The organism is Ensifer sp. ENS06 (genome assembly GCF_014852205.1).
GTDB lineage: Bacteria > Pseudomonadota > Alphaproteobacteria > Rhizobiales > Rhizobiaceae > Ensifer > Ensifer adhaerens.
Window position 1 is genome coordinate 233,010 of the sequence record NZ_JACVBC010000006.1, and the last position, 26,151, is coordinate 259,160.

Sequence of the window (26,151 nt, forward strand, 5' to 3'; positions counted from 1 at the left end):
TCTCGCAAAGGAAGCCCCTGAAAACACAACAGCCAGTGCCGAGGGAAGGCACTGGCTGGTATGTGCAACTCACTCGGGGAGTGTGAGTTGTAGGCCGGCGGTCTGCCTCCGGCGCCGCATTGGGGGCTATGCGCGCCACCGTCCGGTCAACAACAGAATGCGCGACACGGAAAAAGGTTCCATGACCCCGCAACAACCTTTTCGGCAGCAGCCGTCACGCCATCTTGTCGAGCTCGTCACGGTGGCGATAGAGCGCCAGGAAGCGGCGATACTCGCGATCATAGGCATCGCGAACCGCCGTGTTCGGCAGGCGCTCGTGCCCACCTGACGCCATTTCGGCGCCGGCCGCGGCGAGATCCGCGTGCATGCCGCCGGCAACCGCTGCCGCCATTGCCGTTCCGAGCAGGACGGCATCCGGCGCTTCCGGCGCCACAACCCGGCAGCCGGTAACGTCACAATAGAGTTCCATGAGCAGCGCGTTGCGCACATGGCCACCGGTGACGTGCAGTGTGTCGAGTTGGTAGCCGACCTCGCGCATCATCTCCAGGATATGGCGGATGCCGAGCGCGATCGCGACGCAGGTGCGCCAGTAGAGCCGGCAGAGCGCGTCGAAGGAGGAATCAAGCGGCAGGCCGCTGATGACGCCGAGGCCATGCGGATCGGCGAGCGGCGAGCGGTTGCCGTGGAAATCCGGCAAGACATGCAGGCGATCGGCAAAGGCCGCGCCCTGCTCGGCGCGCAGTTCCTGCACCCGGGCGATGATCCGGCCATGGGTTTCAGCGGTCGGTTCGAGACCGCCGCCATGGAGCCGCACGATATGGTCGAGCAGCGCGCCGGTCGCCGATTGCCCGCCCTCGATCAGCCAGGCGCCGGGCAGCACCGCCTCGTAATAGGGGCCCCACATGCCGAAACCCGGCTTCATGTCCTTGGAAAAGGCGACGATGCAGCTCGACGTGCCGGCAATCAGGGCCAGCTGTTTTTCGAGCTTCTCCGGCTTGCCGATGAAGCCGCCGACGACTCCGAGCGCGCCGGCATAGGCATCGATCATGCCGGGAGCTACCTGGCAGGCCTCGTCGAGGCCAAGCTCGGCGGCGGCCGCAGCGTTCAGACGGCCGACAGAGCTTCCGATCGGCAGGGTCTCTTCCGGCAGCCCGCCGCGCTCAATGAGTTCCTCGAGCCCGATCTTTGCGAGATAGTCCGGCTGCCAGCCGCGCTTCTCATGCGCCAGGTAATTCCACTTGGCCGTCAGCGTGCAGCGCGAACGCGCAGCACTGCCGGTCGCCCGCCAGGAAAGATAGTCGGCAAGATCGAAGAAGAAGCCAGCCTTCTGCCATTGCTGCGGCAGATTGCGCTTCAGCCACATGAGCTTCGGCATTTCCATTTCCGGCGACATCACGCGGCCGGAGAAATCGAGCACCGGATGGCCGGTCGCCGTGCAAAAATCCGCCTCGGCGAGCGCCCGGTGATCGAGCCAGACGATCGTGTCCCAGCGCGCCTCACCCTTGCGATTGACCGAAAGCGGCTTGCCCTCGCGGTCGCGCACCACCAGCGAGCAGGTGGCATCGAAGCCGATCGCTCCAATATCCTCCGCAGCGATCCCGGCCTTTTCCTTCGCCGCTTTGACGGCGCCGCAGACGGCGCGCCAGATATCTTCGGAATCGTGCTCCGCGTGGTTTTCTTCCGGCCGGTTCATGGCGATCGGCAGGTCGGCACGCGCAAGCAACCTGCCCTTGCCGTCAAAAATACCGGCGCGCGCACTGCCGGTACCGACATCGACCGCAACGACGAATTCACGCATCAAAGAAAGTCCCCGCCCCCAAGATCACGATGATTTAGGATCTGCCCGACCCAATCACAACCGAGATCGATTGTCATGAAGGAGAGCGGACGTGCGGGCGGAAAACCGCACACATGTTCCTCGTCCCGCTCCCGTTTCGTCCCTGCTGCTATCGGCCGACAAACTGTAGCAATTCGCCCATGTCGTCAAACAGCGCGTCGGGACTGAGAGCGGCAAGACTCTGCCGGTGCTTGTCGGTGCGCGCGTGGCTGCCGCCGGCAAAGGCAAAGACCCGCATGCCCGCCGCCTTCGCCGCTTCGATGCCGGCCGGACTGTCCTCGACGACGACGCAGTCGTGGGGATCGAAGCCCATCTGGCGGCTCGCGTGGAGAAAGAGATCCGGTGCCGGCTTGCCGTGTTTCACCATGGTGGCGGAGAAGATGTTGGGCTCGAAGAGGTCGATGAGCCCCGTGACGGTCAGCGACAGGCGGATGCGCTCGGGCTGGCTGGAAGAGGCGACGCAACAGGCGCCCTTCAGGCCTTCAACGGCGCCCCGGATGCCGGCGATCGGCTGGAGTTCGGTGCGGAAACGGTCGTAAAGCCGGAGGCGCATGCCTTCGAGAAACGCATCGTCGGTGGCAAGCCCGTATTCGTCGTGCAGGATCGCCGACATGCTCTTGAGGCTGCGTCCGAGAAAGCGTTCGGTCGCCTCCTCGGTGGTCATCGAGACGCCGGCGGCCGAGAGCACGTCCACCAGCACCTCCAGCGAGATCGGCTCGCTGTCGACGAGTACCCCGTCGCAGTCGAAGATCACCAGCCCGGACGCCGCATCCGCCATCGCATTTTATCCCTCAAGCTTGCCGTCCAGATAAAGCTGGAGCGTAGCGCGCGTACCCTTTTCCCAGAGGGTTTTCAATGCATCGGCGAAACGACGTCGGAAGAGATCGGAGCGAGCGACGTCGCCGAAGATGTCACCGAGCGCCAGGAAGGCCATGGGATCGTCCTTGGCGGCAAGCGCTGCCTTGTTCAGCCGGTCGGCGCTCTGGTCGTTGAAGACGATCGTCTTGCCGCTGTCCGACGTGCCGGCAAAGTATCGGCACCAGAGCGCTGAAACGAGCGACAGCCCGACGACATCCTCGCCGCGCGCCAGCCGATCGGCCGTCGAAGGCAGGATGAACTTCGGCTGCCGGTTGGAGCCGTCCTGGGCCAGCCGCGGGATCGTGTCGCCGATCTTCGGATTGGAAAAGCGCGTCTCGATCAGCTTGTAATAGTCGCCGAGATCGGTGTTCGGCACCGGCGGAATGACCGGGATGATCTCGTCATGCTCCAGCTTGGCAAGGAAGGCGCGGATCAGCGGCTCCTCCATCGCCTCGTGGACAAAATGAATGTCGAGCAAGGCGGCGGGATAGGCGATCGCCGCATGGCCGCCATTGAGAATCCGGATCTTCATGTGCTCATAGGGCGCCACGTCAGGCACGAACTGGACGCCGACCTTCTCCAGGGCCGGGCGACCGAGTGGGAAGTGATCTTCGAGCACCCACTGCTTGAATTCCTCGCAGAACACCGGCCAGGCATCCTCGATGCCGTAGTCGTCGGCGACGATGCCGATCTCACGCGCACCGGTTGCCGGCGTGATCCGGTCGACCATGCCGTTCGGGAAGGCGACATTGGCGTCGATCCAGTCGGCAAAGGCGGGATCATGGAGACGGGCCAGCCCCGAAACCGCCGCATGGGTAACCTCGCCGTTGCCCGGGATGTTGTCGCAGGACATCACGGTGAACGGCGGCACGTTTTTGCCGCGGCGCGCCTTCAGCCCGGCAACGATCAGCCCGAACACCGTCTTCGGAGCCGCCGGGTTCTGCGCATCGGCAACGATATCGGGGTGGGTCGGGTTGAACACACCCGAGGCCGGATCGATGAAATAGCCGCCTTCGGTGATGGTCAGCGAGACGATGCGGATCGAGGGATCGGCGAGCCTGGCAACGATCCCGGCGACGTCGCCCGGTTCCAGATAGTCGATCATTGCGCCGGTGACATGGGCGCCTGTGCGGTTGTTGTCCTGCTCGACGACGGTCGTCAGGAAATCCTGCGCCGCGAGCTTGGCCCGCATCGTTGCGTCGGAGGGCAGGACGCCGGCACCGATGATCGCCCAGTCCCTGCCGTGGCCGGCGTTGAAGAGATCGTCGAGATAGACGGCCTGGTGCGCCCGGTGGAAGTTACCGACGCCGAAATGCACGATGCCCGCCGTCAGTTGCGACCGATCGTAGGCAGGCACGCCGGCTTTGGCCTTGATCGTGTCGAGGGCGGCAATTGAGAGTTTGGTCGTCATGGTCCCGTATCCTTTCGAGGCTTCACCGACTGGCGCCGGTTCAGCTCATCCAATTGCCGCCATCGACGTTGTAGGTCTGCGAGACGACGTAGTCGCTCTCGGCTGACGCGAGGAAGATCGCCATGCCCGTCAGGTCCTCTGCCGTTCCCATCCGGCCGAAGGGCACCTCGGCGCCAACGAGCTTCTTCTTTTCGCCGCGCGGGCGGTTCTCGTATTTGGCAAACAGCGCATCGACGCCGTCCCAGTGTTCGCCATCGACCACGCCGGGCGCGATTGCGTTGACGTTGATGCCGTGCTTGATGAGGCCGAGGCCGGCCGACTGGGTGAGACTGATGACCGCCGCCTTGGTGGCGCAATAGACGGCGACCAGCGCCTCGCCGCGCCTGCCTGCCTGGCTTGCCATGTTGATGATCTTGCCGCCCCTGCCCTGATCGATCATCTGCCTGGCTGCGGCCTGCATCGTGAACAGCGTGCCCGATACGTTGATCGCAAACAGCCGGTCGTAGCTCTGACGGCTGATCTCGACGATCGGCGCAAGGTCGAAGAGCGCGGCATTGTTGACGAGGATGTCGAGCCCACCCGCTTGCCGGACGACGGCGGCGATCGCCTCGTCGATCGACGCCTGTTGGGTCACGTCCATCTCCACCGCATAGGCGCCGGCGCCGATCTCGGACGCTGTCTCACGCGCCCGCTCGATGTTGATGTCGGCGATCGCGACCGTGGCGCCCTCGCGGATATAGGCCTCCGCGAAGGCACGACCGATCCCTCGCGCAGATCCGGTGATCAGCGCGCTCTTCCCGTCGAGCCTCTTCATCGAACCGCCAGCCCCTTTTCGTCGAACCTGTGGACGCGCTGCGGATCGGGCGTCAGGAAGACCCGGTCACCATGGGTCACGGCGAAATCGCCGCTGACCCGCGCCGTCACCGTGCCGACATTGTCGACATTGACGTGCAGGAAGGTGTCGGAGCCGAGATGCTCGGCGACACCGACCGTGCCTTGCCAGGTTCCGCTTTCCTTCGAAAGCGCCAGATGTTCAGGCCGAATGCCCATCGTGTGCGCCTGATAGGCGGAAGCCGCCGCACCGCTGACAATGTTCATGCGCGGCGAGCCGATGAAGCCGGCGACGAACAGGTTGTCCGGCTTGTGGTAGAGGTCGAGCGGCGAGCCGACCTGCTCGATGCGACCACGATTGAGCACCACGATCTTGTCGGCCATGGTCATCGCCTCCACCTGGTCGTGGGTGACGTAGATCATCGTCGTCTTCAGGTCCTGGTGAAGTTGGCTGATTTCGAGCCGCATGTTGACGCGCAGCGCCGCGTCGAGGTTCGACAGCGGCTCGTCGAACAGGAACGCCTTCGGCTGGCGCACGATCGCTCGGCCGATCGCGACGCGCTGGCGCTGGCCGCCCGAAAGCTGACGCGGCTTGCGGTCGAGATAGTCGGTGAGGTTCAGCACGCGGGCTGCATCCGACACCTTCTTGTCGATGACGGCCTTGTCCTCGCCCGCCATTTTCAGGGGAAAGGCGATGTTGGAACGCACGCTCATATGCGGATAGAGCGCATAGGACTGGAACACCATCGACAGGCCCCGCTGTGCCGGTGGCAGTTCGGTGGCGTTCTTGCCGTCGATGACGATGTCGCCGTCACTGACGTCTTCGAGGCCGGCAATCAGCCGGAGCAACGTCGACTTCCCGCAACCGGACGGTCCGACGAAGACGACGAACTCGCCATTGTTGATGTCGAGGTCGATCGAGGGGATGACGGCATGGGCGCCGAAGACCTTCGAAACCTTGCTGAGTGTAATGCTTCCCATTGTCGTATCCCTTATTTGACCGCGCCGAAGGTGAGGCCGCGTACGAGCTGCTTCTGCGAGAACCAGCCGAGTATGAGGATGGGGGCGATCGCCATGGTCGAGGCGGCCGAGAGCTTGGCGTAGAACAGGCCTTCAGGGCTCGAATAGGAGGCGATGAACGCCGTCAGCGGTGCTGCCTTGGCGGCACTGAGGTTCAGCGTCCAGAACGCCTCGTTCCAGGCGAGGATGATGTTCAAGAGCAGCGTCGAGGCAATGCCCGGGATCGCCATCGGCGTCAGCACATAGATGATCTCCTTGGAGAGCGATGCACCGTCCATGCGCGCGGCCTCCAGGATCTCGCCGGGGATCTCCTTGAAGTAGGTGTAAAGCATCCAGATGATGATCGGCAGGTTGATCAGCGTCAGTACGATCACGAGGCCGGTGCGGGTGTCGAGCAGGCCGGTGTTGCGGAACAACAGATACATCGGCACCAGCACACCGACCGACGGCATCATCTTGGTGGAGAGCATCCACATGAGCACGTCCTTTGTGCGCTTGGTTGGCGAGAACGCCATCGCCCAGGCGGAGGGGATGGCGATGATCAGGCCGATCAGCGTCGAGCCGAAGGAGACGACGACCGAGTTCATGAAGTGCAGGAAGTAGTTCGAGCGGCTTTGCACCTCATGATAGTTCTCCGTCGTCCAGTCGAAGAAGAACAGCGACGGCGGCGATGCGATCGCCTCGGCCTCGGTCTTGAAGCTCGTCAGGAACGTCCAGAGGATCGGGAAGAAGATGAGGATGCCGATCGTCCAGGCGACGACGGTCACGACGATCTTTCTTTGGGTGGAGACGTTGCGTGCCATGGTTCTCAAGCCTCCAGCGTCTTGCCGATCATGCGCATCAGGAAGAATGCGACGATGTTGGCGAGGATGACCGCGATGATGCCGCCGGCCGAAGCACCGCCCACGTCGAACTGCAGCAGGGCCTGCGCATAGACGAGGAAGGTCAGGTTGGTGCTCTGCGTGCCCGGGCCGCCATTGGTGGTGACCAGAATTTCGGCAAAGACCGAGAGCAGGAAGATCGTCTGAATGAGGATGACGACGGTGATCGCGCGAGAAAGATGCGGCAACACCAGGTAGATGAAGCGGCTCAAGGCGCCGGCGCCGTCCATCTGCGCGGCTTCCTTCTGCTCCTCGTCGAGCGATTGCAGCGCGGTCAGAAGGATCAGTGTCGCGAACGGCAGCCACTGCCAGGCGACGATCAGGATCACCGACATCAGGGGTGCGTTGGCGAGAAAGTCGAAAGGCTGCAGCCCGAAGAGCTTGGCGATCCAGGCAAAGAGCCCATTGACCGGGTTCATGAACATGTTCTTCCAGACGAGTGCCGCGACCGTCGGCATGATCAGGAACGGCGCGATGACCAGAATGCGCACGATCCCCTGCCCGAACATCGGCTGGTCCAGCAGAAGCGCCAGCGCGATGCCGCCGATGACAGTGATGAACAACACGCCGAGCACGATCGCCAGCGTGTTGAAGAGCGCCTGGAAGAAAGCGGGATCGGTCAGGAAGTAGCTGTAGTTGGAAAAGCCCGCGAACTCCTCCATCCCCGGCATCAGAAGATTGTAGCGCAGGAACGAGAAGTAGATCGTCATGGCCAGCGGAACGATCATCCAGGCCAGAAGCAGAAGCACCGAAGGCGCAATCATCAGACGCGCGGCGGAGCGGGTGTGCAAGGTCGCCATGGCGTCCCCCCAAATGACGGAATTCAACGCTGTTTCGAGATCGGGTCGGGCGGCGCGTTTTTCCGCGCGAGCCCTGCGGCTACCTTCGGGATTTACCGGGGCGCCAGCCATTTGCGGCCAGCACCCCGGGCCCTTGGGAGCCTTACTTGATGTAACCGGCCTTGGTCATTTCGCGTTCGGTCAGCTTCTGGGCGCTGGCAAGCGCGTCGTCGACGCTCATCTGGCCGGCAAGAGCCGCCGAGAACTGCTGGCCGACCGCCGTGCCGAGACCCTGGAATTCCGGGATCGCCACGAACTGCACGCCGACATAGGGAACCGGCTTGACCGCCGGGTTCTTCGGGTCGGCCGCGTTGATCGAGTCGAGCGTCATCTTCGCGAAGGGTGCTGCCTTCTGGTACTCGGGGTTGGCGTAGAGCGAGGTGCGCGTGCCCGGAGGAACGTTCGCCCAGCCTTCCTTGTCTGCGACGAGCTTCAGATAGTCCTTGCCGGTTGCCCAGGAGATGAACTTCTCGGCCGAGGCGACCTTCTGCGAGCCTGCGGGGATCGCGAGGTTCCAGGCCCAGAGCCAGTTGCCGCGTTTGCCGAGGCCGGTGTCCGGCGCCAGCGCGAAGCCGACCTTATCGGCAACGGTCGATTCCTTCGGGTTGGTGACGAAGGAAGCGGCCACGGTCGCATCGATCCACATGCCGCACTTGCCGGTCTGGAACAGCGACAGGTTCTCGTTGAAGCCGTTGGAGGATGCGCCGGGCGGTCCGGCGTCGTTCATCAGCTTGACGTAGAAGTCGAGCGCGTTCTTCCATTCGGGCTGGTCGAACTGCGGCTTCCAGTTCTCGTCGAACCAGCGGGCGCCAAAGGCGTTCGCGGTCGCCGTCAGGAAGGCCATGTTCTCGCCCCAGCCGGCCTTGCCGCGCAGGCAGATGCCGTAGACTTCGGCGTTCTTGTCTGTGATCTTACGTGCCGCGTCGGCGATGAAGTCCCAGGTCGGCGCGTCGGGCATGGTCAGCCCGGCCTTCTCGAACAGGTCCTTGCGGTACATCACCATCGAGCTTTCGCCGTAGAAAGGTGCCGCATAGAGCTTGCCGTCGATGGTGAGGCCGGAGCGGATCGCCGGCAAGAGGTCGTCGACATCGTAGTCGGCGCCGAGATTGTCGAGCGGCAGCAGCCAGCCCTGCTTCGCCCAGATCGGCACTTCATAGGTGCCGATCGTCATGATGTCGTACTGGCCGCCCTTGGTGGCGATATCGGTCGTCACGCGCTGGCGCAGCACGTTTTCCTCAAGCGTTACCCACTCGAGCTGAATGTCCGGATTCTTGGACGTGAAATCTTCCGTCAGCTTCTGCATCCGGATCATGTCGCCGTTGTTCACGGTCGCGATCGTCAGGGTTTCTGCTTGGGCCAGACCCGACAGTGCGACTGCCGAGCACGTGCCCAGCAGGAAAGTTCTCAAGTTCATCGACTTCCTCCCAGAAGAAATTGAGCATTTGCCTCGCTCATGGGCAATTACTCACTTCTCATGACAAATTGTCAATGCGCATTCGTTGCTGCGGCGCACACAGAAACATTAGAAGATTGTTTTGATTGCCGATTTTTTCGTTTCGCAAATGCGAAAGGCCGGCGCTGGGGCCGGCCTTTTCAATCGTTTCGCATAACGATCATGCGTTGAGCAGATAGATCGCCGTCGCCTCATCGGTGATAAGGCCGTTGATAATGCCGCCCTTTACGGCCGCCCGCAGCGCCTCATATTTGCGCTGCCCCTTGGCAAGTCCGATGACAGACGCCCGGTCGCGCGGCGGCAAGGGAACGGAGGCGACGCGCTCGTTGAAGCTGCCCGAGAGCAACGCGCCATCATGATCGAACATCCAGCCGCAGATCTCGCCCGCGGCACCCGCCTTGGCCAGACCGGCCATCTCGTCCTGGGCGAGGAACCCGTCCTGGCAGAGCGGCGCATCAGGTCCCAGTTCGCCGACGCCAACGAAGGCGACATTGGCTTCGGCGCCTAGCTTCAGAGCCACCTGCACCAGGCTCTGGCTGTGCAGCACCTCCCGCTCCTCGGCCGAAGCGGCGAGCACCGGCAGCGGCATCGGAAAATGCCGGGCCTTGACCGCATCGGCCATGCTGAAGATGACGTTGTAATAGGCGGCCGAACCATCAAGGCCGATATTGCCCGTGAGCGACACGATGCGGTGCTGCGGACATTCCATCGGCGGCAACTGATCGACCGCCGCTTTCAGCGTGCGCCCGGTACCGATCGCCAGCACCTGCGGCTCGGACGATTTCAGCCAGCGCTCGATCTCGGCGGCCCCGGCTTCCGCGATGCCAACGGTCGTCGAGGTCGAACCGGGATCGCTCGGCACCACCTCCACATGTTTCAGTCCGTATTTGTCGCGAAGACCTGCGGCCGCCTCGAGGCAGGCGGCAATCGGATGGTCGAGCCGAACCTTGATCAGCCGCTCGGACATGGCGAGCGAAACCAACCGCTGCGCCGACTGGCGCGAGATTCCCATGACGGTGGCGATCTCATCCTGGGTGCGGCCAGCGACATAGTATAGCCAGCCTGCCCGGGCAGCATCGTCAAGCCTGTTGTTCGCCTCGCCCCTGCGTGCCATCGCTGTTCTCCATCCCCCCCGATCACGATACTTTTGGATCCTGTCGATCCAAAAGTATCGTGATCGATCCTCATAAGCAGAGCGGGGTGCGGGCGGAAAACCGCGCACACTTTTCCTCACCCCGCTCTGATCTGCTGCCACTATTGCCCCGCCCTGTCAAACATCGGCCAAGAACAAGGGCTTGGCAGGTCTGCCGCAAGGCCCGGGATCACAAGGCTTTTCGGCCGTTTCGACCTTAAATTTTTACCGTTTGATAAAAAAATAAAGCGTGTTACCGTTCCATCATCCTGAGAAAACATTGGGAGCCAAAAATGGGAACGACACAATCTGGGATCCTCGGCGGCCGCCTGCCGCTCGGGGAGTACGAGAGCAATTTCTCCGACCTGCATCCACCGCTCGACAAGCACGAGGCCCTCGTCGCTTCCGACCGCTGTTATTTCTGTCATGACGCGCCGTGCATGACGGCCTGTCCCACCTCCATCGATATCCCGCTGTTCATTCGGCAGATATCGACCGGAAACCCGATCGGATCGGCCAAGACGATCTTCGATCAGAACATCCTGGGCGGCATGTGCGCCCGCGTCTGTCCCACCGAAACGCTGTGCGAACAGGCTTGCGTTCGCAACACCGCCGAGGAGCGCCCGGTCGAGATCGGCCGCCTGCAGCGCTATGCGACCGACGTGGCGATGAAAGAGAACAAGCAGTTCTACACCCGTGCTGAAACCTCCGGCCGCAAGATCGCCGTCGTCGGCGCCGGCCCGGCCGGCCTTGCTGCTGCCCATCGGTTGGCCGTCAAGGGCCACGACGTCGTGATCTACGATGCCCGGCCGAAGTCCGGCGGCCTCAATGAGTACGGCATTGCCGCCTACAAGTCGGTCGACGACTTCGCGCAGAAGGAAGTCGACTACGTGCTGGCGATCGGCGGCATCGAAGTGCGCCAGGGCCAGGCGATCGGCCGCGATTTCACCCTCGCCGACCTCTCGGAACAGTATGACGCCGTCTTCCTCGGCCTCGGCCTTGCGGGCGTGAACGCGCTGCGTCTCGAAGGCGAAAGTGCCGAAGGCGTTGACGATGCCGTCGACTTCATCGCCGCCCTTCGCCAGTCGAAGACCAAGGCCGATATCCCGGTCGGCCGTCGCGTCGTCGTCCTCGGTGGCGGCATGACCGCAATCGATGCGGCCGTGCAGGCAAAGCTGCTCGGCGCGGAAGAAGTGACGATCTGTTATCGCCGCGGCAAGGAGCACATGAACGCCTCCGAGTTCGAGCAGGACCTGGCGGCCTCCAAGGGCGTCACCATCCGCCACTGGCTGCAGCCGAAGCGCATCGCCGAGAAGGACGGCAAGGTCGCCGGCATCGAGCTGGAATACACCACGCTCGAAGACGGAAAGCTGACGGCGACCGGCGAAACCGGTATCATTGCTGCCGACCAGATCTTCAAGGCGATCGGCCAGAGCTTCCTCGGAGCAGGCCTCGGCGCGCTGCAACTCGAAGGCGGCCGGATCGTCGCGGACGCCGAGGGGCGCACGTCGCTGCCCAACGTCTGGGCCGGCGGCGACTGCGTGCTCGGCGGTGAAGACCTCACGGTCTCGGCCGTCGCCATGGGCCGCGACGCGGCTGAATCGATCAATCGGGCCTTCGCCGCGGCAGCGCCGCGCGCGAGCGCAGTTGCCTAAGGGATCGGGAGGAGAAACCAATGGCTGATCTTCGCAACAATTTTGTCGGCATCAAATCCCCGAACCCGTTCTGGCTGGCATCCGCCCCACCGACGGACAAAGCTTACAACGTCGAGCGCGCCTTCAAGGCGGGCTGGGGCGGCGTCGTCTGGAAGACGCTCGGCGAGGAAGGCCCGCCGGTCGTCAACGTCAACGGCCCGCGCTACGGCGCGATCTGGGGCGCCGACCGCCGGCTGCTCGGGCTGAACAACATTGAGCTCATCACCGACCGCGACCTCTATGTGAACCTGCGCGAAATGAAGCAGGTGAAGATGAACTGGCCGGATCGCGCCCTGATCGCCTCGATCATGGTGCCCTGCGAGGAAGAGGCGTGGAAGGCGATCCTGCCGCTGGTCGAGGAAACCGGCGCCGACGGCATCGAACTCAACTTCGGCTGTCCGCACGGCATGTCCGAACGTGGCATGGGTGCTGCGGTCGGCCAGGTGCCGGAATACATCGAGATGGTCGTGCGCTGGTGCAAGCAGTACACGCGCATGCCTGTCATCACCAAATTGACGCCCAATATCACCGACATCCGCAAGCCCGCCCGCGCCGCCAAGGCCGGCGGCACCGACGCGGTGTCGTTGATCAACACGATCAATTCGATCGTCTCGGTCGACCTCGACAACTTCGCCCCCAACCCGACGGTCGGCGGCAAGGGCACCCACGGCGGCTATTGCGGCCCGGCGGTGAAGCCGATCGCGCTCAATATGGTCGCCGAGATCGCTCGCGATCCGGAAACCTACGGCCTGCCGATCTCCGGCATCGGCGGCATCACCACCTGGCGCGACGCGGCCGAGTTCCTGGCACTTGGCGCCGGCAACGTCCAGGTCTGCACCGCAGCCATGACCTATGGCTTCAAGATCGTCCAGGAAATGATCTCGGGCCTCTCCGACTGGATGGACGCCAAGGGGCACCGCAACCTCGATGATATCACCGGACGCGCGGTCCCGAACGTTACCGACTGGCAGTATCTGAACCTCAACTACATCGCCAAGGCGAAGATCGACCAGGATGCCTGCATCAAGTGCGGTCGCTGCCACATCGCCTGCGAGGATACCTCGCACCAGGCGATCACGCAGTTCGTCAACGGCGTACGTCACTTCGAGGTAATGGAAGACGAGTGCGTTGGCTGCAATCTCTGCGTCAACGTCTGTCCCGTCGAAAACTGCATCACCATGGAAGAACTGCCGGCCGGCACGCTCGACCAGCGCACCGGCAAGCCGGTCGATCCAAACTACGCCAACTGGACGACCCATCCGAACAACCCGATGGCCCGCCAGGCCGCTGAGTAGCGGATCTCGTCACTTCATCGAAACGCCGCCGGACCACAAATCCGGCGGCGTTTTCTCATGTGCCCTCAGAACTCGACGACGACCTTGCCGAACGGGCCGCGGTCGAGATGCGCCAAAGCCTCGCGGAATTGTTCGAACGAATAGCGCGCATCGATGACTGGCTTGATCGCGGTCCGGTCGATCGCCACGGTGAAATCCTCGAGTGCCCGGCGATGGGCAACGCCAATGCCCTGGATGACCGGCGATTTCAGCAGGACCGGCGTGACCGGCGCCGAGATCTCCGCGCCCTCGAACACCCCGATCACCGATATCCGTCCCTGCACGGCAACCGCCTGCAGCGACTTGCCAAGATTGGTACCACCCGCCATCTCCAGAATATGATCGGCGCCGTGATCGCCGGTAATCTCAAGAACCCGCTCCGCCCAATCCTCTTTTACGCGGTTGATGCCATGGTCGGCGCCCAGAGCAAGCGCGCGCTCGAGCTTTTCCTGGCTGGCCGACGTGACGATGACCTCGGCGCCATGCGCCTTGGCGATCTGCAACCCGAACAGCGATACGCCGCCGGTGCCCTGCACGACGACGCGGTCGCCGGCCTTGGGATGCCCCTTCTCGACCAGGGCGAACCAGGCCGTCACCCCGGCACAGGGCAAGGTGCTCGCCTCGCCGTCGTCGAGGCTCTCGGGTGCTGCGACGAACCAGTCCTCAGGGAAAGCGACATATTGCGACGCGACACCCGGGTTCAGGCCGCCAAGGGCAAACGACGTTGGGTGACGAGCCGTTCCCGGCTTTTGACCGTCGATCCAGGTCGGATCGAAAACGGAGATGACCCGATCGCCGGGCTGGAAACGGGACACGCCCCGGCCGACCGCTTCGACCACACCGGCCATGTCGGAGCCCGGCACGAAGGGGAAGGATAACGGCATGCCCATGCCGTTATCCAGGACCAGCTTGTCACGAAAATTGAGTGACACGGCCGTCGTGCGAACCAGCACCTCACCTGGGCCCGGCTCCGGAACACGGCGCTCGGTAATTTTGAGGTTTTCGGCTCCAAGCGCGTCGATCGTCCATTCCTTCATCAGTCTTGCCATGGTCCGTTCCTTTCACTGGATTGATCTGATGGAGGAAGCATAGCGTTGAATTTATCTCTCCAGTTGCGATAAGAATTCGCCATATTGGTTCTTGAAAGGAGACAATCGTGGAGCGATTGGGAGGCATTTCGATCTTCGTCGAGGCGGTCGAAGCTGGTGGATTTTCAGCGGCGGCCGAACGGCTGAACCTCTCGCGCTCCGCTGTCGGCAAGACGATTGCCAAGCTCGAACAAAGACTTGGCGTCCGGCTCTTCCATCGCACGACCCGCACACAAAGCCTGACGGCCGAAGGCCAGCTCTATTATGAAAGTTGTCTCAGAGCCGTTGGTGAGATTCGTGCCGGCGAGGCACTGCTGGAATCGGGCAAGCAGGAGATCAGAGGTCGGCTGCGCATGTCCCTGCCCGTGGTTTTCGGACGGCAATGCGTCATGCCGCTCTTGTCGGAACTGCTGGGTCAGCACCCGCTCCTGGAACTCGACGTCAATTTCAGCGACCGCAGGGTCGATCTTGTCGAGGATGGCTTCGATCTCGCCATTCGCACGGGTCCACTGCCCGATGAACCCGATGTGATGGCGCGCAAGGTTGCCGACCAGCCCATGACGGTCTGCGCCTCCCCCGCCTACCTGCAGCGGCACGGCACGCCGCGCAGCATCGATGACCTTCTTCACCATCAGGCGATCCTCTATCGGCGCAGCAGCGATGCGCTTTCCTGGTCCTTCCCGGTCAAGGGAGCGGTACCCCGGCAGGTGACGCCGCCGGCACGGCTGAAACTGGACGACCTGACCTCGATCGCCGATGCGGCGGCAGACGGCTTCGGCCTTGCATGGCTGCCGTGCTGGCTGGTGCGCAGCCACATCGACTCAGGACGGCTCGTCCGCATTCTTACCGATGTGCCAGCCCTCTCCTTCGCAGCCCATGTCGTGTGGCCGCGCACGCAATACATGCCGCCGAAATTGCGGCTGATGATCGACACGCTGGCCGATCGACTGGCCCCCATGATGCAATGATCCGCGGAGCATTCCTGCGTCCGAAGGCGGCGGCGTGCGGATAATGGCCGGCATTGGCGACCGCTTCGCCCGGCTCTGCGGATCCCGCCCGCACCCGAGCGCGTTCCTGCGGCCGGATTCGGTTGAATAGCGTGCTGCGCCGATAACGAACAGGACACGAAAACGAAACAGATTGTGTAAAAATGGTAAGTTGTCGGCTCGTACGATCTGGATAATAAGGGAGAACTCATACGGGGTGCCCCGCGGGCTCGATCAGGGCCGCAACGCGATCTCCGACGGTTTTGACACTGCAGCCGGACGAAGCTCCGGCAGAGCCGGACTTGCTGCTTGACGATCATTTCGGCCAACCGACGCAAGCGAATGCACCTCGTCTCCGGGGCCATACTCGGTACGTTCGTTCTGGCGCATTTCTTCAACCACTCGCTCGGCCTGATCTCCGTCGAAGCGATGGAAACCGCCCGCAAAGGCTTCAATCTCATCTGGCACAGCCTGCCCGGCACGGTGCTGCTCTACGGCGCCCTGCTGCTGCATTTCGCCATGGCGCTCGAAAGCATCTATCGTCGGCAGACGCTCAGAATGCCGGCGCGCGAGGCGCTGAAGATCGTCTTCGGCCTCAGCCTGCCTTTCCTTTTGATCGGTCATGTCACCGCCGCACGCGTCGAGCCACTTCTCACCGAGGTCGACGCGGATTATCCGGACATGCTCCGCATGCTCTGGTCGAATTCCGTCAATGCCACGAGACAATCGCTCGCCCTGCTGCTCGTCTGGGGCCACGGCTGCCTCGGAGCCTGGTTCTGGATGCGCGGCCGAGCCTGGTTCCCGCGCTACGAAATCCTGCTCTACACGGTCGCGATCCTCGTGCCGATCTTCGCGCTGCTCGGCTTCGTCAGCGGCGCCCGCTCGATCGAGGACGGTTACGCCGAACATGGCGGCTACGGCGACCGTTCCTATTCGAAGCCTCAGTTCGACCTCACGCTTCTCGAGGATATTCGGCTCGGCCTCTATTTCGGCTTCGGCGGCCTGATCGCCGGCACGTTCCTGCTGCGGGCCATGCCAAAGGGCGGGCGCATTCGCGTGCGCTATCCCGACGGTCGGGTGGCCACCGTCAATCTCGGCTTCAGCGTGCTCGAGGCGAGCAGGGCCGCGGGCATCGCCCACGTCTCGGTCTGCGGCGGCCGTGGCCGATGCTCGACCTGCCGGGTGCGCATCATCCAGGGGCTTGAAGACCAGCCGCTACCCGAGGATGCGGAGCTCGCGACACTCACCCGGATCGGCGCACCCGACAATGTCCGCCTCGCCTGCCAGTTTCGCCCTGTCCACAACGTCACCGTCGTGCCGATCCTCGACAGCGACAGCCTCGGCATCAAGAAGCAGATCGGCCGCGAGGGCGGCGAAGGTCGCGAACGGCGCATCGCCGTGCTCTTCTGCGACCTGCGCGGCTTCACCAGCATTGCCGAACACAAGCTGCCTTTCGACACCGTGTTCCTGCTCAACCGCTACTTCGAGATGGTGGGCGAAGCGGTCGAGGATTCCGGTGGCGTCATCGACAAGTTCATCGGCGACGGCGCATTGGCGATCTTCGGGCTGAAGAGCACCTACACGGAGGCCTGCCGGCAGTCGCTTGCCGCCGCAGTGCGCATATCCAAGGGCCTCGAGACGCTGAACCAGACCTTCCGCGGCGAACTCGACGAGCCGCTGCGCATCGCCATGGGCCTGCACGCCGGCCCCGCGATCATCGGCGAGATCGGCTACGGCCAGGCGACGTCGCTGACCGCGGTCGGCGATACGATCAACACGGCGAGCCGTCTGGAAGGCCTCGCCAAGGAACACGACGTACAATTGGCCGTCTCGGCCGAGCTCGTCAACCGCGCGGGCCTGGTGATCGAAGGGCATGAGCGGCTGGACATCGGCCTGCGCGGCCGGCAGGCGACGCTCGAAACCTGGATCGTCGGGAATGCAGCCGGTATCTCCACGGCCTTGCAACCGGCACCGTCGAACGCGTAGTGCAACCCCTTGAAAGCGTGAAACAGTTTTCACGCCCGAAGTTGCATACCTTCAAGGCTTTCGATCTTTTCACGGTTTCAATGAAGCGCTGAAATGATCTAGTAGTGGAGATCCTTCCCGCCCTCGCCGCCGATCCAATCCGGAAGCCCGCATGAAACAGGACGTCTCCCCGAAAACCGCGCACCAGGTTCATGCGAAGGGCGCCGAGAAGCTGAAGGCGCATCTGGCGATGATGACCTTCGCCGTCCTGATCGCCGGCTCCTTTTCCTTCGGCGGCCTTGCCACCCAACATATGGGCGCCGGGCCGCTGACGCTCTGGCGCTATCTGTTGACCGTCGTCGTCCTTGGCCTGCTCACCTTCGGCTATGCGCGCGTTCCCTTTCGCTTTCCCAAGCAAGCGTGGCGCTTCGTGATCCTCGGCGGGCTGATCGCCGTCTACATGCTGACGATGTTCAAGGCGCTGGAGTTCACCAGCCCTGTTTCGACAGGCGCGGTCTTCACGCTGATGCCGCTCTTGAGCGCCGGCTTCGCGTTTGTGTTGCTCGGTCAGCATACGCGCCCGGGCGTGCTCGCCGGGCTCATCATCGCTGCCCTTGGCGCCGTCTGGGTGATCTTTCGCGCCGATGTCGGCGCGATCCTTGCCTTCGACGTCGGCCAGGGCGAATTGATCTTCTTCGTCGGCGTCGTCTGCCACGCGGTCTATGTGCCGCTGATCCGCAAGTTCGGCCGAGAGGAAAGTCCATTCGCCTTCGGCTTCTGGGTGGCTGTCTTCACCGTGCCCTGGCTGCTGGTACCGGGCGCGGCCGGTCTCGTCACGGCCGATTTCGCCAGCCTACCACCGGTCGTCTGGCTCGCCGTCCTCTATCTGGCCGTTGTGACCACGGCGATCACCTTCCTGCTCCTGCAATACGCCTCGATGCGGCTACCCGCATCGAAAGTGCTTGGCTACGGCTATCTGACGCCGAGCTTCATCATCCTGCTCGAGGGTCTGCTCGGTCATGGCTGGACCAGCCTGCCGGTGCTTGCCGGCGCGCTGACCACGGCCTGCGGCCTGCTGTTGATGGCGCTGCTGCCAGATTGAAAGGCGGCTCAAGCCGCCGGCTGCTCGCTCACCTGCAGCCCGTCGACGAAGAGCCGTTCGAGGAAGCGCGCCGCATCCTCGAAGCGCCCATCGCCAGCATTGCCCTGGCCGAGCACGGCGCGCACCTGCACGTCGAAGTCGGCGTAGTGCTGGGTGGTGGACCAGATCGCGAAGATCAGGTGATAGGGGTCGCATTTGGCGATCTTGCCGGCCTTGGCCCAGGCCCGGATTACCTCGGCCTTCTCGTCGACCAGCGACTTCAAGGGCCCCTTGAGCTCGTCCTCGATATGCGGCGCGCCCTGCAGCACCTCGTTGGCGAAGAGCCGGCTTTCGCGCGGATAGTCACGGGCCATTTCGAGCTTGCGCCGAATATAGCTGCGGATTTCGGCGACCGGATTCCCCTCGGCGTTGAACTCCCGCAAGGGGTCGAGCCAGGTGTCGAGCACCCGGTCGATCAGCGCCCGGTGCATCGCTTCCTTGGTGCGGAAATAATAGAGCAAATTGGGCTTCGACATTCCCGCCACTTCGGCAATCTGGTCGACGGTCGAGCCGCGGAAACCGTTGGCGGAAAAGACTTCGAGCGCGGCCTCGAGAATGCGCTCTTCCTTCTCCCCTTGTATGCGGGTCCGCCTCTGGGTCCTGGCCGCTCTCGGTAATACCATCTTTCCCCCTGGCCATGCCTGCGCAGCTCGTCGCGCAGGAACCGGCTGCCCAATTTCCGGCCTCGCCATCTTATTGGGCAACAACTTCGTTTTTTTGTTTTTCCGGCTTGAGTGCCGCAACGGAAGTTGTAATGTTTACCAACCGGTCAAATTATCAGCCAGTTCACCGCCAAAGGCAACGGCTGATCGAAGGGCACCAGAAAAAACCAAGCCTGGATTTGACCACGGGAACATGAGGGCGCGCCGATCCAGGCAAAGCCCTGAAGAGATGAGGAGACCGCCGTGGCTGCACCTGGCGAGAACATGCGCGTCAATGCCGACCGCCTGTGGGATTCACTTATGGAAATGGCCAAGATCGGCCCTGGTGTCGCGGGCGGCAACAACCGCCAGACGCTGACCGACGAGGACGCCGAAGGGCGCCGGCTGTTCCAGTCCTGGTGCGAAAAGGCCGGCCTCACCATGGGCGTCGACACCATGGGCAATATGTTCTTCACAAGGCCCGGCACCGACCCGGATGCGCTGCCCGTCTATATCGGCTCGCATCTCGATACCCAGCCGACCGGCGGCAAGTATGACGGCGTGCTCGGCGTGCTCTCGGGCCTCGAGGTCGTTCGCTCGATGAACGATCTCGGCATCAAGACCAAGCATCCCGTCGTCGTCACCAACTGGACCAACGAGGAAGGCGCGCGCTTCGCGCCGGCCATGCTCGCATCGGGCGTCTTTGCCGGCGTGCACAGTCAGGATTTCGCCTATGGCCGCAAGGATCCCGAAGGAAAGACCTTCGGCGACGAACTGAAACGCATCGGCTGGGTCGGCGACGAGGAAGTCGGCGCCCGCAAGATGCACGCCTATTTCGAGTACCATATCGAGCAGGGCCCGATCCTCGAAGCCGAGGGCAAGGACATCGGCGTCGTCACCCACTGTCAGGGCCTATGGTGGCTGGAGTTCACGCTCACCGGCCGCGAAGCCCATACGGGCTCGACCCCGATGAACATGCGCGTTAACGCCGGCCTTGCCATGGCCCGCATTCTGGAAATGGTCCAGGGCGTCGCGATGGAAAACCAGCCGGGCGCCGTCGGCGGCGTCGGCCAGGTGTTCTTCTCGCCCAATTCCCGCAACGTGCTGCCGGGCAAGGTGGTCTTTACCGTCGACATCCGCTCGCCGGACAAGGCCAAGCTCGACCGTATGCGGGCAAAGATCGAGGCCGAGGCACCGAAGATCACTGACGCGCTTGGCGTCGGCTGTTCCATCGAGGCGATCGGCCATTTCGAGCCGGTCACCTTCGATCCAAAGCTCGTCAGCGCCGTGCGTAACGCCGCCGAGCATCTCGGCTACAGCCACATGAACCTCATCTCGGGCGCCGGGCATGATGCCTGCTGGGCCGCCAAGGTGGCGCCGACGACGATGATCATGTGCCCCTGCGTCGGTGGCCTCAGCCACAACGAGGCGGAGGACATCTCCAGGGAGTGGGCCAGCGCCGGCGCCGACGTCCTCTTCCACGCCGTCGTCGAAACGGCCGAAATCGTCGAATGAGTTTGCGGGCGGGACGAAAGTTCCGCCCTTTTTCGTGGCGGTTGCCTGGCCGCCGGAAGCGCAATCGCGAGGAACAATCATGAGCACTGTCATCAAGGGTGGAACCATCGTCACGGCCGACCTGACCTACAAGGCGGACGTCAAGATCGAGGGCGGAAAGATCGTCGAGATCGGCCCGAACCTGTCGGGCGACGAAACGCTCGATGCGAGCGGCTGTTACATCATGCCCGGCGGCATCGACCCGCATACCCATCTCGAAATGCCCTTCATGGGCACCTATTCCTCGGACGACTTCGAAAGCGGCACGCGCGCAGCCCTTGCCGGCGGCACGACCATGGTGGTCGACTTTGCACTGCCCTCGCCCAACCAGTCGCTGCTCGAAGCGCTGACCATGTGGGACAACAAGTCCACCCGCGCCAACTGCGACTATTCCTTCCACATGGCGATCACCTGGTGGAGCGAGCAGGTCTTCAACGAGATGGAGACCATCGTCAAAGACAAGGGCATCAACACCTTCAAGCACTTCATGGCCTACAAGGGCGCACTGATGGTCGATGACGACGAGATGTTCTCGTCGTTCCAGCGCTGCGCCGCCCTCGGCGCGCTGCCCTTGGTGCACGCCGAAAACGGCGACGTCGTCGCGCAGTTGCAGGCAAAGCTGCTTGCCGAGGGCAACAACGGGCCGGAAGCGCACGCCTATTCGCGCCCGGCCGAGGTCGAAGGCGAAGCGACCAACCGCGCGATCATGATCGCCGACATGGCTGGCTGCCCGGTCTACATCGTGCACACCTCCTGTGAGCAGGCGCACGAGGCGATCCGCCGGGCCCGCTCCAAGGGCATGCGCGTCTTCGGCGAACCGTTGATCCAGCATCTGACGCTCGATGAAACCGAGTATTTCAACAAGGACTGGGACCATGCGGCCCGCCGCGTGATGTCGCCGCCCTTCCGCAACAAGCTGCATCAGGACAGTCTCTGGGCCGGCCTTGCCTCGGGCTCGCTGCAGGTGGTGGCGACCGACCACTGCGCTTTCACGTCCGAGCAGAAGCGCTTCGGCGTCGGCGATTTCACCAAGATCCCGAACGGCACCGGTGGCCTTGAAGACCGCATGCCGATGCTGTGGACCCATGGCGTCAACACCGGCCGCATCACCATGAACGAGTTCGTGGCCGTGACCTCGACCAACATCGCCAAGATCCTCAACATCTACCCGAAGAAGGGCGCGATCCTCGTCGGCGCCGATGCCGATCTCGTCGTCTGGGATCCGAAGCGCACCAAGACGATCTCCGCCAAGAGCCAGCAGTCGGCGATCGACTACAACGTCTTCGAGGGCAAGGAGGTCAAGGGCCTGCCGCGCTTTACCCTTACCCGCGGCGTCGTCGCGATCGAGGAAGGCACGGTCAAGACCCGCGAAGGCCATGGCGAATTCGTCCGCCGCGATCCCTTCCCGGCGGTCAGCTCAGCCCTTTCCAACTGGAAGGAAGTCACCGCCCCCCGCGCCGTCCAGCGCACCGGCATTCCGGCCACGGGCGTTTGAGGCCTCATGTTTCGCGGCTTGCACGTCTTCGCGCCGCTCTGTCCCACCGGACATGTCCCACCACTATGGCGGGGCAGTTCGGCGCGGGCGGCGTCAGGCGGGCACGAACTGATCGAGCTCGGGCAGCAGCACGAGGCTTTCGCGCTGGTTCGGATCCGTGCGCGCGATGACGGCCGAACAGGGCGCGTTCGAGCGGTTCTCCGGCAGATGCGGCATGCCGGCGGGGATGTAGACCATCTCACCGGCCCTAGCGACGACGTGCTCCTCAAGCCTCTCGCCAAACCAGGTCCAGGCCTCCCCGGAAAGCACGTAGATCGCCGTCTCGTGGCTCTCATGCAGATGCGCCTTGGCGCGCGCACCGGGCGGGATCGTGACGATGTGCATGCAGAGCCCGGTTGCCCCGACGGTCTCCGCCGCAATGCCCTCGAAATAGTTGAGCCCCTGCTGGCCGGCCACGGCGCCTTCAGGACGAACCACGCGACAGCCCGGATTGGATGATCGAGACATGAGCGTTCTCCAGAATTCCCTGAAAAACCAGCAACAAACGGCTTCGCACCCAAATCCGCGATTGCATGTTGCCGGTCCGGATAGCAGTCTGACACAGACCAGCCAGAATGAGTATTCGCCGATGACGTCCAATACCGCATCCGTGGTTTCGGCCCGGGACCTCTGCCTGACTTTCGAAACCGCCGATGGCCCGGTGCATGCACTGACCGGCGTCAACCTGGATGTCGCCAAGGGTGACTTCGTTTCCTTCATCGGTCCGTCCGGCTGCGGCAAGACGACCTTCTTGCGCGTGATCGCCGATCTGGAAAAAGCGACCTCCGGCACGATCAGCGTCAACGGCATGACGCCTGAGCAAGCGCGCAACAAGCGCGCCTATGGCTACGTCTTCCAGGCCGCAGCGCTCTATCCCTGGCGCACCATCGAAAACAACATCGCTCTACCGTTGGAGATCATGGGCTATTCGAAGGAAGAGAAGAAGGCCCGCATCGAGCGCACGCTCGACCTCGTCAACCTCTCCGGCTTCGGCAAGAAATATCCCTGGCAGCTCTCCGGTGGTATGCAGCAGCGCGCCTCCATCGCCCGCGCACTGGCGTTTGATGCCGACCTGCTTCTGATGGACGAGCCCTTCGGCGCGCTCGACGAGATCGTTCGCGACCACCTCAACGAACAGCTCTTGAAGCTCTGGGCCCGCACCAACAAGACGATCTGCTTCGTCACCCATTCGATCCCTGAAGCTGTCTACCTCTCCACCAAGATCGTGGTGATGAGCCCCCGCCCCGGCCGCGTCACCGATGTGATCGAATCGCCGCTGCCGCGCGAACGGCCGCTCGGCATTCGCGAAACGCCCGAGTTCCTCGAAATCGCCCATCGCGTCCGCGAAGGCCTGCGCGCGGGACACAGCTATGACGAATAGCATCGGCATCCGCCGGGCCGAACAGACCGACATGGCCGCCTGCGCCGGCATTCTCAACCGCTGGATCGACGCGACGGCCTGGATGCCGCGGGTGCACGAGCATGCCGATGTCGAACGCTATTATGCCGAGACCGTCTTTGCCGAACGCATCGTGCTCTTGGCAGAGGACGACGGCGAGATCGCCGGCTTCCTTTCCCTCTCTGACGACCACCACGTCACCGCGCTTTACATCGATGAGTGGCATCGTGGCGCAGGCATTGGCGCCCGGCTGATCGACAGCGCCAAGGCGATGTCACCGGATGAATTGAGCCTATGGACCTTCGAACACAATCGTGATGCCCAGCGCTTCTACGAGCACCAGGGCTTCGAGGCTGTGCGGCGGACCGACGGCGACAACGAGGAGCAACTGCCGGATATCCTCTATCGCTGGCGCGGCAGAAAGGTGCGGGCATGAACCTTGCCTTCGGCCTCTGGATGCTCTTGGCGACGACGATCTTCCTTGGCGGCGCCACCGCCTCGCGCGCCTATGTCTCCAACAACCACCTCGGCATGCTCTTGCTTGCACTCGGGCTCTACGTGATCGGCAACATCATCATGGTGAAGCTCATGCGCGAGGGCGGCCTCGGCCTGGCAATCTCGCTGTCGGCGATCGTGCAGCTCGTTATGGTCAATGTCATCGCCTTCACCGTGTTCGGCGAACGATTGAGCCTCACGCAGGCCGCCGGCGTGCTTCTCGGCATCGTCGCAATGGGCCTGATGTTGTTCCCCGCAAGCGGAAAGGCGTGACGATGCAGGAACCAAGTTTCTTCAGGGACAAGTTGGTGCCGGTCGGCACCGTCGTCCTGCTGCTGATCGCCATCTGGTATGTCGCGGTCGTCTTCCTCAACGCCCCCTTCGAGCGTGATACAGCAGCCCGCGCCGGCACCGAGATCAGCTTCTCTGAGATCGTGCGCAACACCATGGCGCAAGAACGTCCGGTACTGCCGGCACCGCACCAGGTGATCGCCGAGATCTGGGACACCACCTTCAACAAGGCAATCACCTCGAAGCGCAGCCTCGTCTACCACGCCTGGATCACGCTTTCGGCAACCCTTCTCGGCTTCGGCATCGGCGCCGCCCTCGGCATCCTCCTGGCAGTCGGCATCGTCCACAACCGCGCCATGGACCGCTCGCTGATGCCCTGGGTCATCGCCAGCCAGACGATCCCGATCCTCGCGATTGCGCCGATGATCATCGTCGTATTGAACGCCATCGGCATTTCCGGACTTTTGCCGAAGGCACTGATCTCGACCTATCTCTCCTTCTTCCCGGTCGTCGTCGGCATGGTGAAGGGCCTGCGCAGCCCGGAGACGATCCAGCTCGACCTCATGCACACCTACAATGCCTCCCCGTCGCAGACCTTCTGGAAGCTGCGCTGGCCGTCGTCGATGCCCTACCTCTTCACCTCGCTGAAGGTTGCCGTCGCCATCTCGCTGGTCGGCGCCATCGTCGGCGAATTGCCGACCGGTGCGGTCGCAGGTCTTGGTGCCCGGCTGCTGGCCGGCTCCTATTATGGCCAGACGGTGCAGATCTGGGCCGCTCTCTTCATGGCGGCAGCCCTTGCGGCCGTTCTCGTCATGATCGTCGGCTTTGCCCACACCGCCGTCCTGAAGCGCATGGGAGCCAAACCATGAACCTTCCCGTCCTTGCCGCCGCGATCATCTTCTGGCTCACCGCCTGGGCCTTCAACGAATGGCTGGTGCGCCAGAACTTCCAGAGCGCGGCCGCAAACAGCGCCGCCCGCTTCGCCGTACCGGTGATCTTCGGCATCACCATCCTGGTTCTCTGGGAAGGCATCGTCCGCGGCTTCCAGGTCCCCTCCGTGCTTTTGCCGGCACCCTCGATGATCTGGCAAAAGCTGATCAATTCGCTGCCGACGCTCGGCGCCGATTTCCGCCAGACCTTCCTGAAGGCAGTGTTGATCGGCTATGCGCTCGGCTGCGGCCTCGGCTTCGCCGTTGCGATCCTGATCGACCGTTCGCCCTTCCTGCAGAAAGGCCTTCTGCCACTCGGCAATTTCGTCTCGGCCCTTCCCGTCATCGGGGTAGCGCCGATCATGGTCATGTGGTTCGGCTTCGACTGGCAGTCGAAGGTCGCCGTCGTCGTCATCATGACCTTCTTCCCGATGCTGGTGAACACGGTTGCCGGCCTTGCCGCCGCCAGCCACATGGAACGCGACCTGATGCGCACCTACGCCGCCTCCTGGTGGCAGACGCTGGTCAAATTACGCCTGCCGGCCGCCTGGCCGTTCATCTTCACCGCGCTCAAGATCAATTCGACGCTGGCGCTGATCGGCGCCATCGTCGCCGAGTTCTTCGGGACCCCCATCGTCGGCATGGGGTTCCGGATTTCCACGGAAGTGGGACGCATGAATGTCGACATGGTCTGGGCCGAGATCGCCGTTGCGGCGGTCGCCGGTTCCGCCTTCTACGGCGTGGTCGCACTCATCGAGCGCGCCGTCACCTTCTGGCATCCCTCCATTCGCGGAGGGCGCGCCTGAGCCTGCTTGAAGAACTTAAATAAAACGAAGTA

The 26,151-nt window shown here is 63.2% G+C and carries 24 protein-coding genes; 12 read left to right on the forward strand and 12 right to left on the reverse strand.

Annotation, left to right across the window (positions count from 1 at the left end; translation table 11 throughout):
• Window positions 1–214 precede the first annotated feature (214 nt).
• From IB279_RS22105 to IB279_RS22145, 9 genes are all read right to left on the reverse strand, one after another.
• Entirely contained in the window at window positions 215–1,798 is a 1,584-nt protein-coding gene (locus tag IB279_RS22105) for an FGGY-family carbohydrate kinase (protein WP_112771960.1), read from the reverse strand.
• 148 nt (window positions 1,799–1,946) lie between these two features.
• Window positions 1,947–2,615, reverse strand: a complete 669-nt coding sequence (locus IB279_RS22110; RefSeq protein ID WP_060518898.1) for an HAD family phosphatase — start codon at window positions 2,613–2,615, stop codon at window positions 1,947–1,949.
• A gap of 6 nt (window positions 2,616–2,621) precedes the next feature.
• Window positions 2,622–4,106 (reverse strand): mannitol dehydrogenase family protein, encoded by a 1,485-nt coding sequence (locus IB279_RS22115; RefSeq protein ID WP_112771959.1) that lies wholly within the window; start codon window positions 4,104–4,106, stop codon window positions 2,622–2,624.
• Between the two features lie 40 nt (window positions 4,107–4,146).
• The gene (locus IB279_RS22120; RefSeq protein WP_034794082.1) at window positions 4,147–4,920 is read right to left on the reverse strand and encodes an L-iditol 2-dehydrogenase; all 774 of its coding nucleotides are present in this window, start codon (window positions 4,918–4,920) and stop codon (window positions 4,147–4,149) included.
• The gene (locus tag IB279_RS22125) at window positions 4,917–5,918 is read right to left on the reverse strand and encodes an ABC transporter ATP-binding protein (RefSeq protein ID WP_034794095.1); all 1,002 of its coding nucleotides are present in this window, start codon (window positions 5,916–5,918) and stop codon (window positions 4,917–4,919) included. Before IB279_RS22125 ends, IB279_RS22120 begins: the two co-directional genes overlap by 4 nt.
• An 11-nt stretch (window positions 5,919–5,929) precedes the next feature.
• Entirely contained in the window at window positions 5,930–6,760 is an 831-nt protein-coding gene (locus IB279_RS22130) for a carbohydrate ABC transporter permease (RefSeq protein WP_034794097.1), read from the reverse strand.
• A 5-nt stretch (window positions 6,761–6,765) separates the two neighbouring features.
• Window positions 6,766–7,638, reverse strand: coding sequence for a carbohydrate ABC transporter permease (locus IB279_RS22135; RefSeq protein WP_060518902.1), 873 nt, complete (start codon window positions 7,636–7,638; stop codon window positions 6,766–6,768).
• A gap of 142 nt (window positions 7,639–7,780) precedes the next feature.
• The gene (locus IB279_RS22140; RefSeq protein WP_060582418.1) at window positions 7,781–9,091 is read right to left on the reverse strand and encodes a sugar ABC transporter substrate-binding protein; all 1,311 of its coding nucleotides are present in this window, start codon (window positions 9,089–9,091) and stop codon (window positions 7,781–7,783) included.
• Window positions 9,092–9,290: 199 nt separating this feature from the next.
• Complete coding sequence (locus IB279_RS22145) at window positions 9,291–10,244, reverse strand: sugar-binding transcriptional regulator (protein ID WP_112771958.1); 954 nt, start codon at window positions 10,242–10,244, stop codon at window positions 9,291–9,293.
• A gap of 311 nt (window positions 10,245–10,555) precedes the next feature.
• On the opposite strand from IB279_RS22145, the gene IB279_RS22150 reads away from it, so the two are divergent.
• Both IB279_RS22150 and preA read left to right on the forward strand, forming a co-directional pair.
• On the forward strand, window positions 10,556–11,917 hold the full coding sequence (locus IB279_RS22150; RefSeq protein WP_034794104.1) for an NAD(P)-dependent oxidoreductase: 1,362 nt from the start codon (window positions 10,556–10,558) through the stop codon (window positions 11,915–11,917).
• Window positions 11,918–11,937: 20 nt separating this feature from the next.
• Window positions 11,938–13,251, forward strand: a complete 1,314-nt coding sequence (gene preA / locus IB279_RS22155; protein WP_034794108.1) for an NAD-dependent dihydropyrimidine dehydrogenase subunit PreA — start codon at window positions 11,938–11,940, stop codon at window positions 13,249–13,251.
• Window positions 13,252–13,316: 65 nt separating this feature from the next.
• Here the strand turns inward: preA and IB279_RS22160 are convergent, their stop codons facing one another.
• A complete protein-coding gene (locus IB279_RS22160) occupies window positions 13,317–14,339 on the reverse strand; it encodes an NAD(P)-dependent alcohol dehydrogenase (protein ID WP_090298204.1) in 1,023 nt (340 codons plus the stop codon).
• 107 nt (window positions 14,340–14,446) lie between these two features.
• On the opposite strand from IB279_RS22160, the gene IB279_RS22165 reads away from it, so the two are divergent.
• The 3 genes from IB279_RS22165 (at window position 14,447) to IB279_RS22175 (ending at window position 18,431) form a co-directional block, all read left to right on the forward strand.
• Entirely contained in the window at window positions 14,447–15,346 is a 900-nt protein-coding gene (locus tag IB279_RS22165) for a LysR family transcriptional regulator (RefSeq protein WP_034794112.1), read from the forward strand.
• A gap of 327 nt (window positions 15,347–15,673) precedes the next feature.
• Complete coding sequence (locus IB279_RS22170) at window positions 15,674–17,350, forward strand: adenylate/guanylate cyclase domain-containing protein (RefSeq protein ID WP_112771957.1); 1,677 nt, start codon at window positions 15,674–15,676, stop codon at window positions 17,348–17,350.
• A 151-nt stretch (window positions 17,351–17,501) separates the two neighbouring features.
• Window positions 17,502–18,431: a DMT family transporter gene (locus IB279_RS22175; protein ID WP_051659304.1), complete on the forward strand. Its 930-nt coding sequence runs from the start codon at window positions 17,502–17,504 to the stop codon at window positions 18,429–18,431.
• An 8-nt stretch (window positions 18,432–18,439) separates the two neighbouring features.
• On the opposite strand, the gene IB279_RS22180 is transcribed toward IB279_RS22175, so the two are convergent.
• Entirely contained in the window at window positions 18,440–19,093 is a 654-nt protein-coding gene (locus IB279_RS22180; RefSeq protein WP_034794116.1) for a TetR family transcriptional regulator C-terminal domain-containing protein, read from the reverse strand.
• 282 nt (window positions 19,094–19,375) lie between these two features.
• Here IB279_RS22180 and IB279_RS22185 point away from each other — a divergent pair, with 282 nt between their 5' ends.
• Together IB279_RS22185 and hydA are read left to right on the forward strand one after the other, a co-directional pair.
• Window positions 19,376–20,626, forward strand: coding sequence for a Zn-dependent hydrolase (locus IB279_RS22185; RefSeq protein ID WP_090298213.1), 1,251 nt, complete (start codon window positions 19,376–19,378; stop codon window positions 20,624–20,626).
• A gap of 79 nt (window positions 20,627–20,705) precedes the next feature.
• A complete protein-coding gene (gene hydA, locus IB279_RS22190) occupies window positions 20,706–22,160 on the forward strand; it encodes a dihydropyrimidinase (RefSeq protein ID WP_112771956.1) in 1,455 nt (484 codons plus the stop codon).
• A 93-nt stretch (window positions 22,161–22,253) separates the two neighbouring features.
• Here hydA and IB279_RS22195 read toward each other — a convergent pair whose 3' ends face one another.
• Entirely contained in the window at window positions 22,254–22,667 is a 414-nt protein-coding gene (locus IB279_RS22195; RefSeq protein WP_112771955.1) for a cupin domain-containing protein, read from the reverse strand.
• Between the two features lie 121 nt (window positions 22,668–22,788).
• Here IB279_RS22195 and IB279_RS22200 point away from each other — a divergent pair, with 121 nt between their 5' ends.
• Genes IB279_RS22200 through IB279_RS22220 form a run of 5 tightly spaced genes read left to right on the forward strand, consistent with a single transcriptional unit; the run spans window position 22,789 to window position 26,119 of the window.
• Window positions 22,789–23,580 carry an ABC transporter ATP-binding protein gene (locus IB279_RS22200; RefSeq protein WP_034794266.1) on the forward strand — a complete coding sequence of 264 codons (792 nt, stop codon included), beginning with the start codon at window positions 22,789–22,791 and terminating at the stop codon, window positions 23,578–23,580.
• The gene (locus IB279_RS22205; RefSeq protein WP_112771954.1) at window positions 23,570–24,034 is read left to right on the forward strand and encodes a GNAT family N-acetyltransferase; all 465 of its coding nucleotides are present in this window, start codon (window positions 23,570–23,572) and stop codon (window positions 24,032–24,034) included. The genes IB279_RS22200 and IB279_RS22205 overlap by 11 nt, the downstream gene beginning before the upstream one ends.
• Complete coding sequence (locus IB279_RS22210; protein ID WP_034794138.1) at window positions 24,031–24,366, forward strand: membrane protein; 336 nt, start codon at window positions 24,031–24,033, stop codon at window positions 24,364–24,366. The genes IB279_RS22205 and IB279_RS22210 overlap by 4 nt, the downstream gene beginning before the upstream one ends.
• Window positions 24,367–24,368: 2 nt before the next feature.
• Window positions 24,369–25,253, forward strand: coding sequence for an ABC transporter permease (locus IB279_RS22215; RefSeq protein WP_034794141.1), 885 nt, complete (start codon window positions 24,369–24,371; stop codon window positions 25,251–25,253).
• A complete protein-coding gene (locus IB279_RS22220; RefSeq protein ID WP_089045639.1) occupies window positions 25,250–26,119 on the forward strand; it encodes an ABC transporter permease in 870 nt (289 codons plus the stop codon). The genes IB279_RS22215 and IB279_RS22220 overlap by 4 nt, the downstream gene beginning before the upstream one ends.
• Window positions 26,120–26,151 lie beyond the last annotated feature (32 nt).

Bases quoted from the DNA above. Each gene is read 5' to 3' on its own strand.
- IB279_RS22130 (WP_034794097.1), bottom strand. From the start codon at position 6,760: ATGGCACGCAACGTCTCCACCCAAAGAAAGATCGTCGTGACCGTCGTC.
- IB279_RS22210 (WP_034794138.1), top strand. From the start codon at position 24,031: ATGAACCTTGCCTTCGGCCTCTGGATGCTCTTGGCGACGACGATCTTC.
- IB279_RS22160 (WP_090298204.1), bottom strand. From the start codon at position 14,339: ATGGCAAGACTGATGAAGGAATGGACGATCGACGCGCTTGGAGCCGAA.
- IB279_RS22145 (WP_112771958.1), bottom strand. From the start codon at position 10,244: ATGGCACGCAGGGGCGAGGCGAACAACAGGCTTGACGATGCTGCCCGG.
- IB279_RS22205 (WP_112771954.1), top strand. From the start codon at position 23,570: ATGACGAATAGCATCGGCATCCGCCGGGCCGAACAGACCGACATGGCC.
- IB279_RS22120 (WP_034794082.1), bottom strand. From the start codon at position 4,920: ATGAAGAGGCTCGACGGGAAGAGCGCGCTGATCACCGGATCTGCGCGA.
- IB279_RS22110 (WP_060518898.1), bottom strand. From the start codon at position 2,615: ATGGCGGATGCGGCGTCCGGGCTGGTGATCTTCGACTGCGACGGGGTA.
- IB279_RS22215 (WP_034794141.1), top strand. From the start codon at position 24,369: ATGCAGGAACCAAGTTTCTTCAGGGACAAGTTGGTGCCGGTCGGCACC.
- hydA (WP_112771956.1), top strand. From the start codon at position 20,706: ATGAGCACTGTCATCAAGGGTGGAACCATCGTCACGGCCGACCTGACC.
- IB279_RS22200 (WP_034794266.1), top strand. From the start codon at position 22,789: ATGACGTCCAATACCGCATCCGTGGTTTCGGCCCGGGACCTCTGCCTG.
- IB279_RS22180 (WP_034794116.1), bottom strand. From the start codon at position 19,093: ATGGTATTACCGAGAGCGGCCAGGACCCAGAGGCGGACCCGCATACAA.
- IB279_RS22150 (WP_034794104.1), top strand. From the start codon at position 10,556: ATGGGAACGACACAATCTGGGATCCTCGGCGGCCGCCTGCCGCTCGGG.
- IB279_RS22140 (WP_060582418.1), bottom strand. From the start codon at position 9,091: ATGAACTTGAGAACTTTCCTGCTGGGCACGTGCTCGGCAGTCGCACTG.
- IB279_RS22125 (WP_034794095.1), bottom strand. From the start codon at position 5,918: ATGGGAAGCATTACACTCAGCAAGGTTTCGAAGGTCTTCGGCGCCCAT.
- preA (WP_034794108.1), top strand. From the start codon at position 11,938: ATGGCTGATCTTCGCAACAATTTTGTCGGCATCAAATCCCCGAACCCG.
- IB279_RS22175 (WP_051659304.1), top strand. From the start codon at position 17,502: ATGAAACAGGACGTCTCCCCGAAAACCGCGCACCAGGTTCATGCGAAG.
- IB279_RS22195 (WP_112771955.1), bottom strand. From the start codon at position 22,667: ATGTCTCGATCATCCAATCCGGGCTGTCGCGTGGTTCGTCCTGAAGGC.
- IB279_RS22115 (WP_112771959.1), bottom strand. From the start codon at position 4,106: ATGACGACCAAACTCTCAATTGCCGCCCTCGACACGATCAAGGCCAAA.
- IB279_RS22135 (WP_060518902.1), bottom strand. From the start codon at position 7,638: ATGGCGACCTTGCACACCCGCTCCGCCGCGCGTCTGATGATTGCGCCT.
- IB279_RS22105 (WP_112771960.1), bottom strand. From the start codon at position 1,798: ATGCGTGAATTCGTCGTTGCGGTCGATGTCGGTACCGGCAGTGCGCGC.
- IB279_RS22220 (WP_089045639.1), top strand. From the start codon at position 25,250: ATGAACCTTCCCGTCCTTGCCGCCGCGATCATCTTCTGGCTCACCGCC.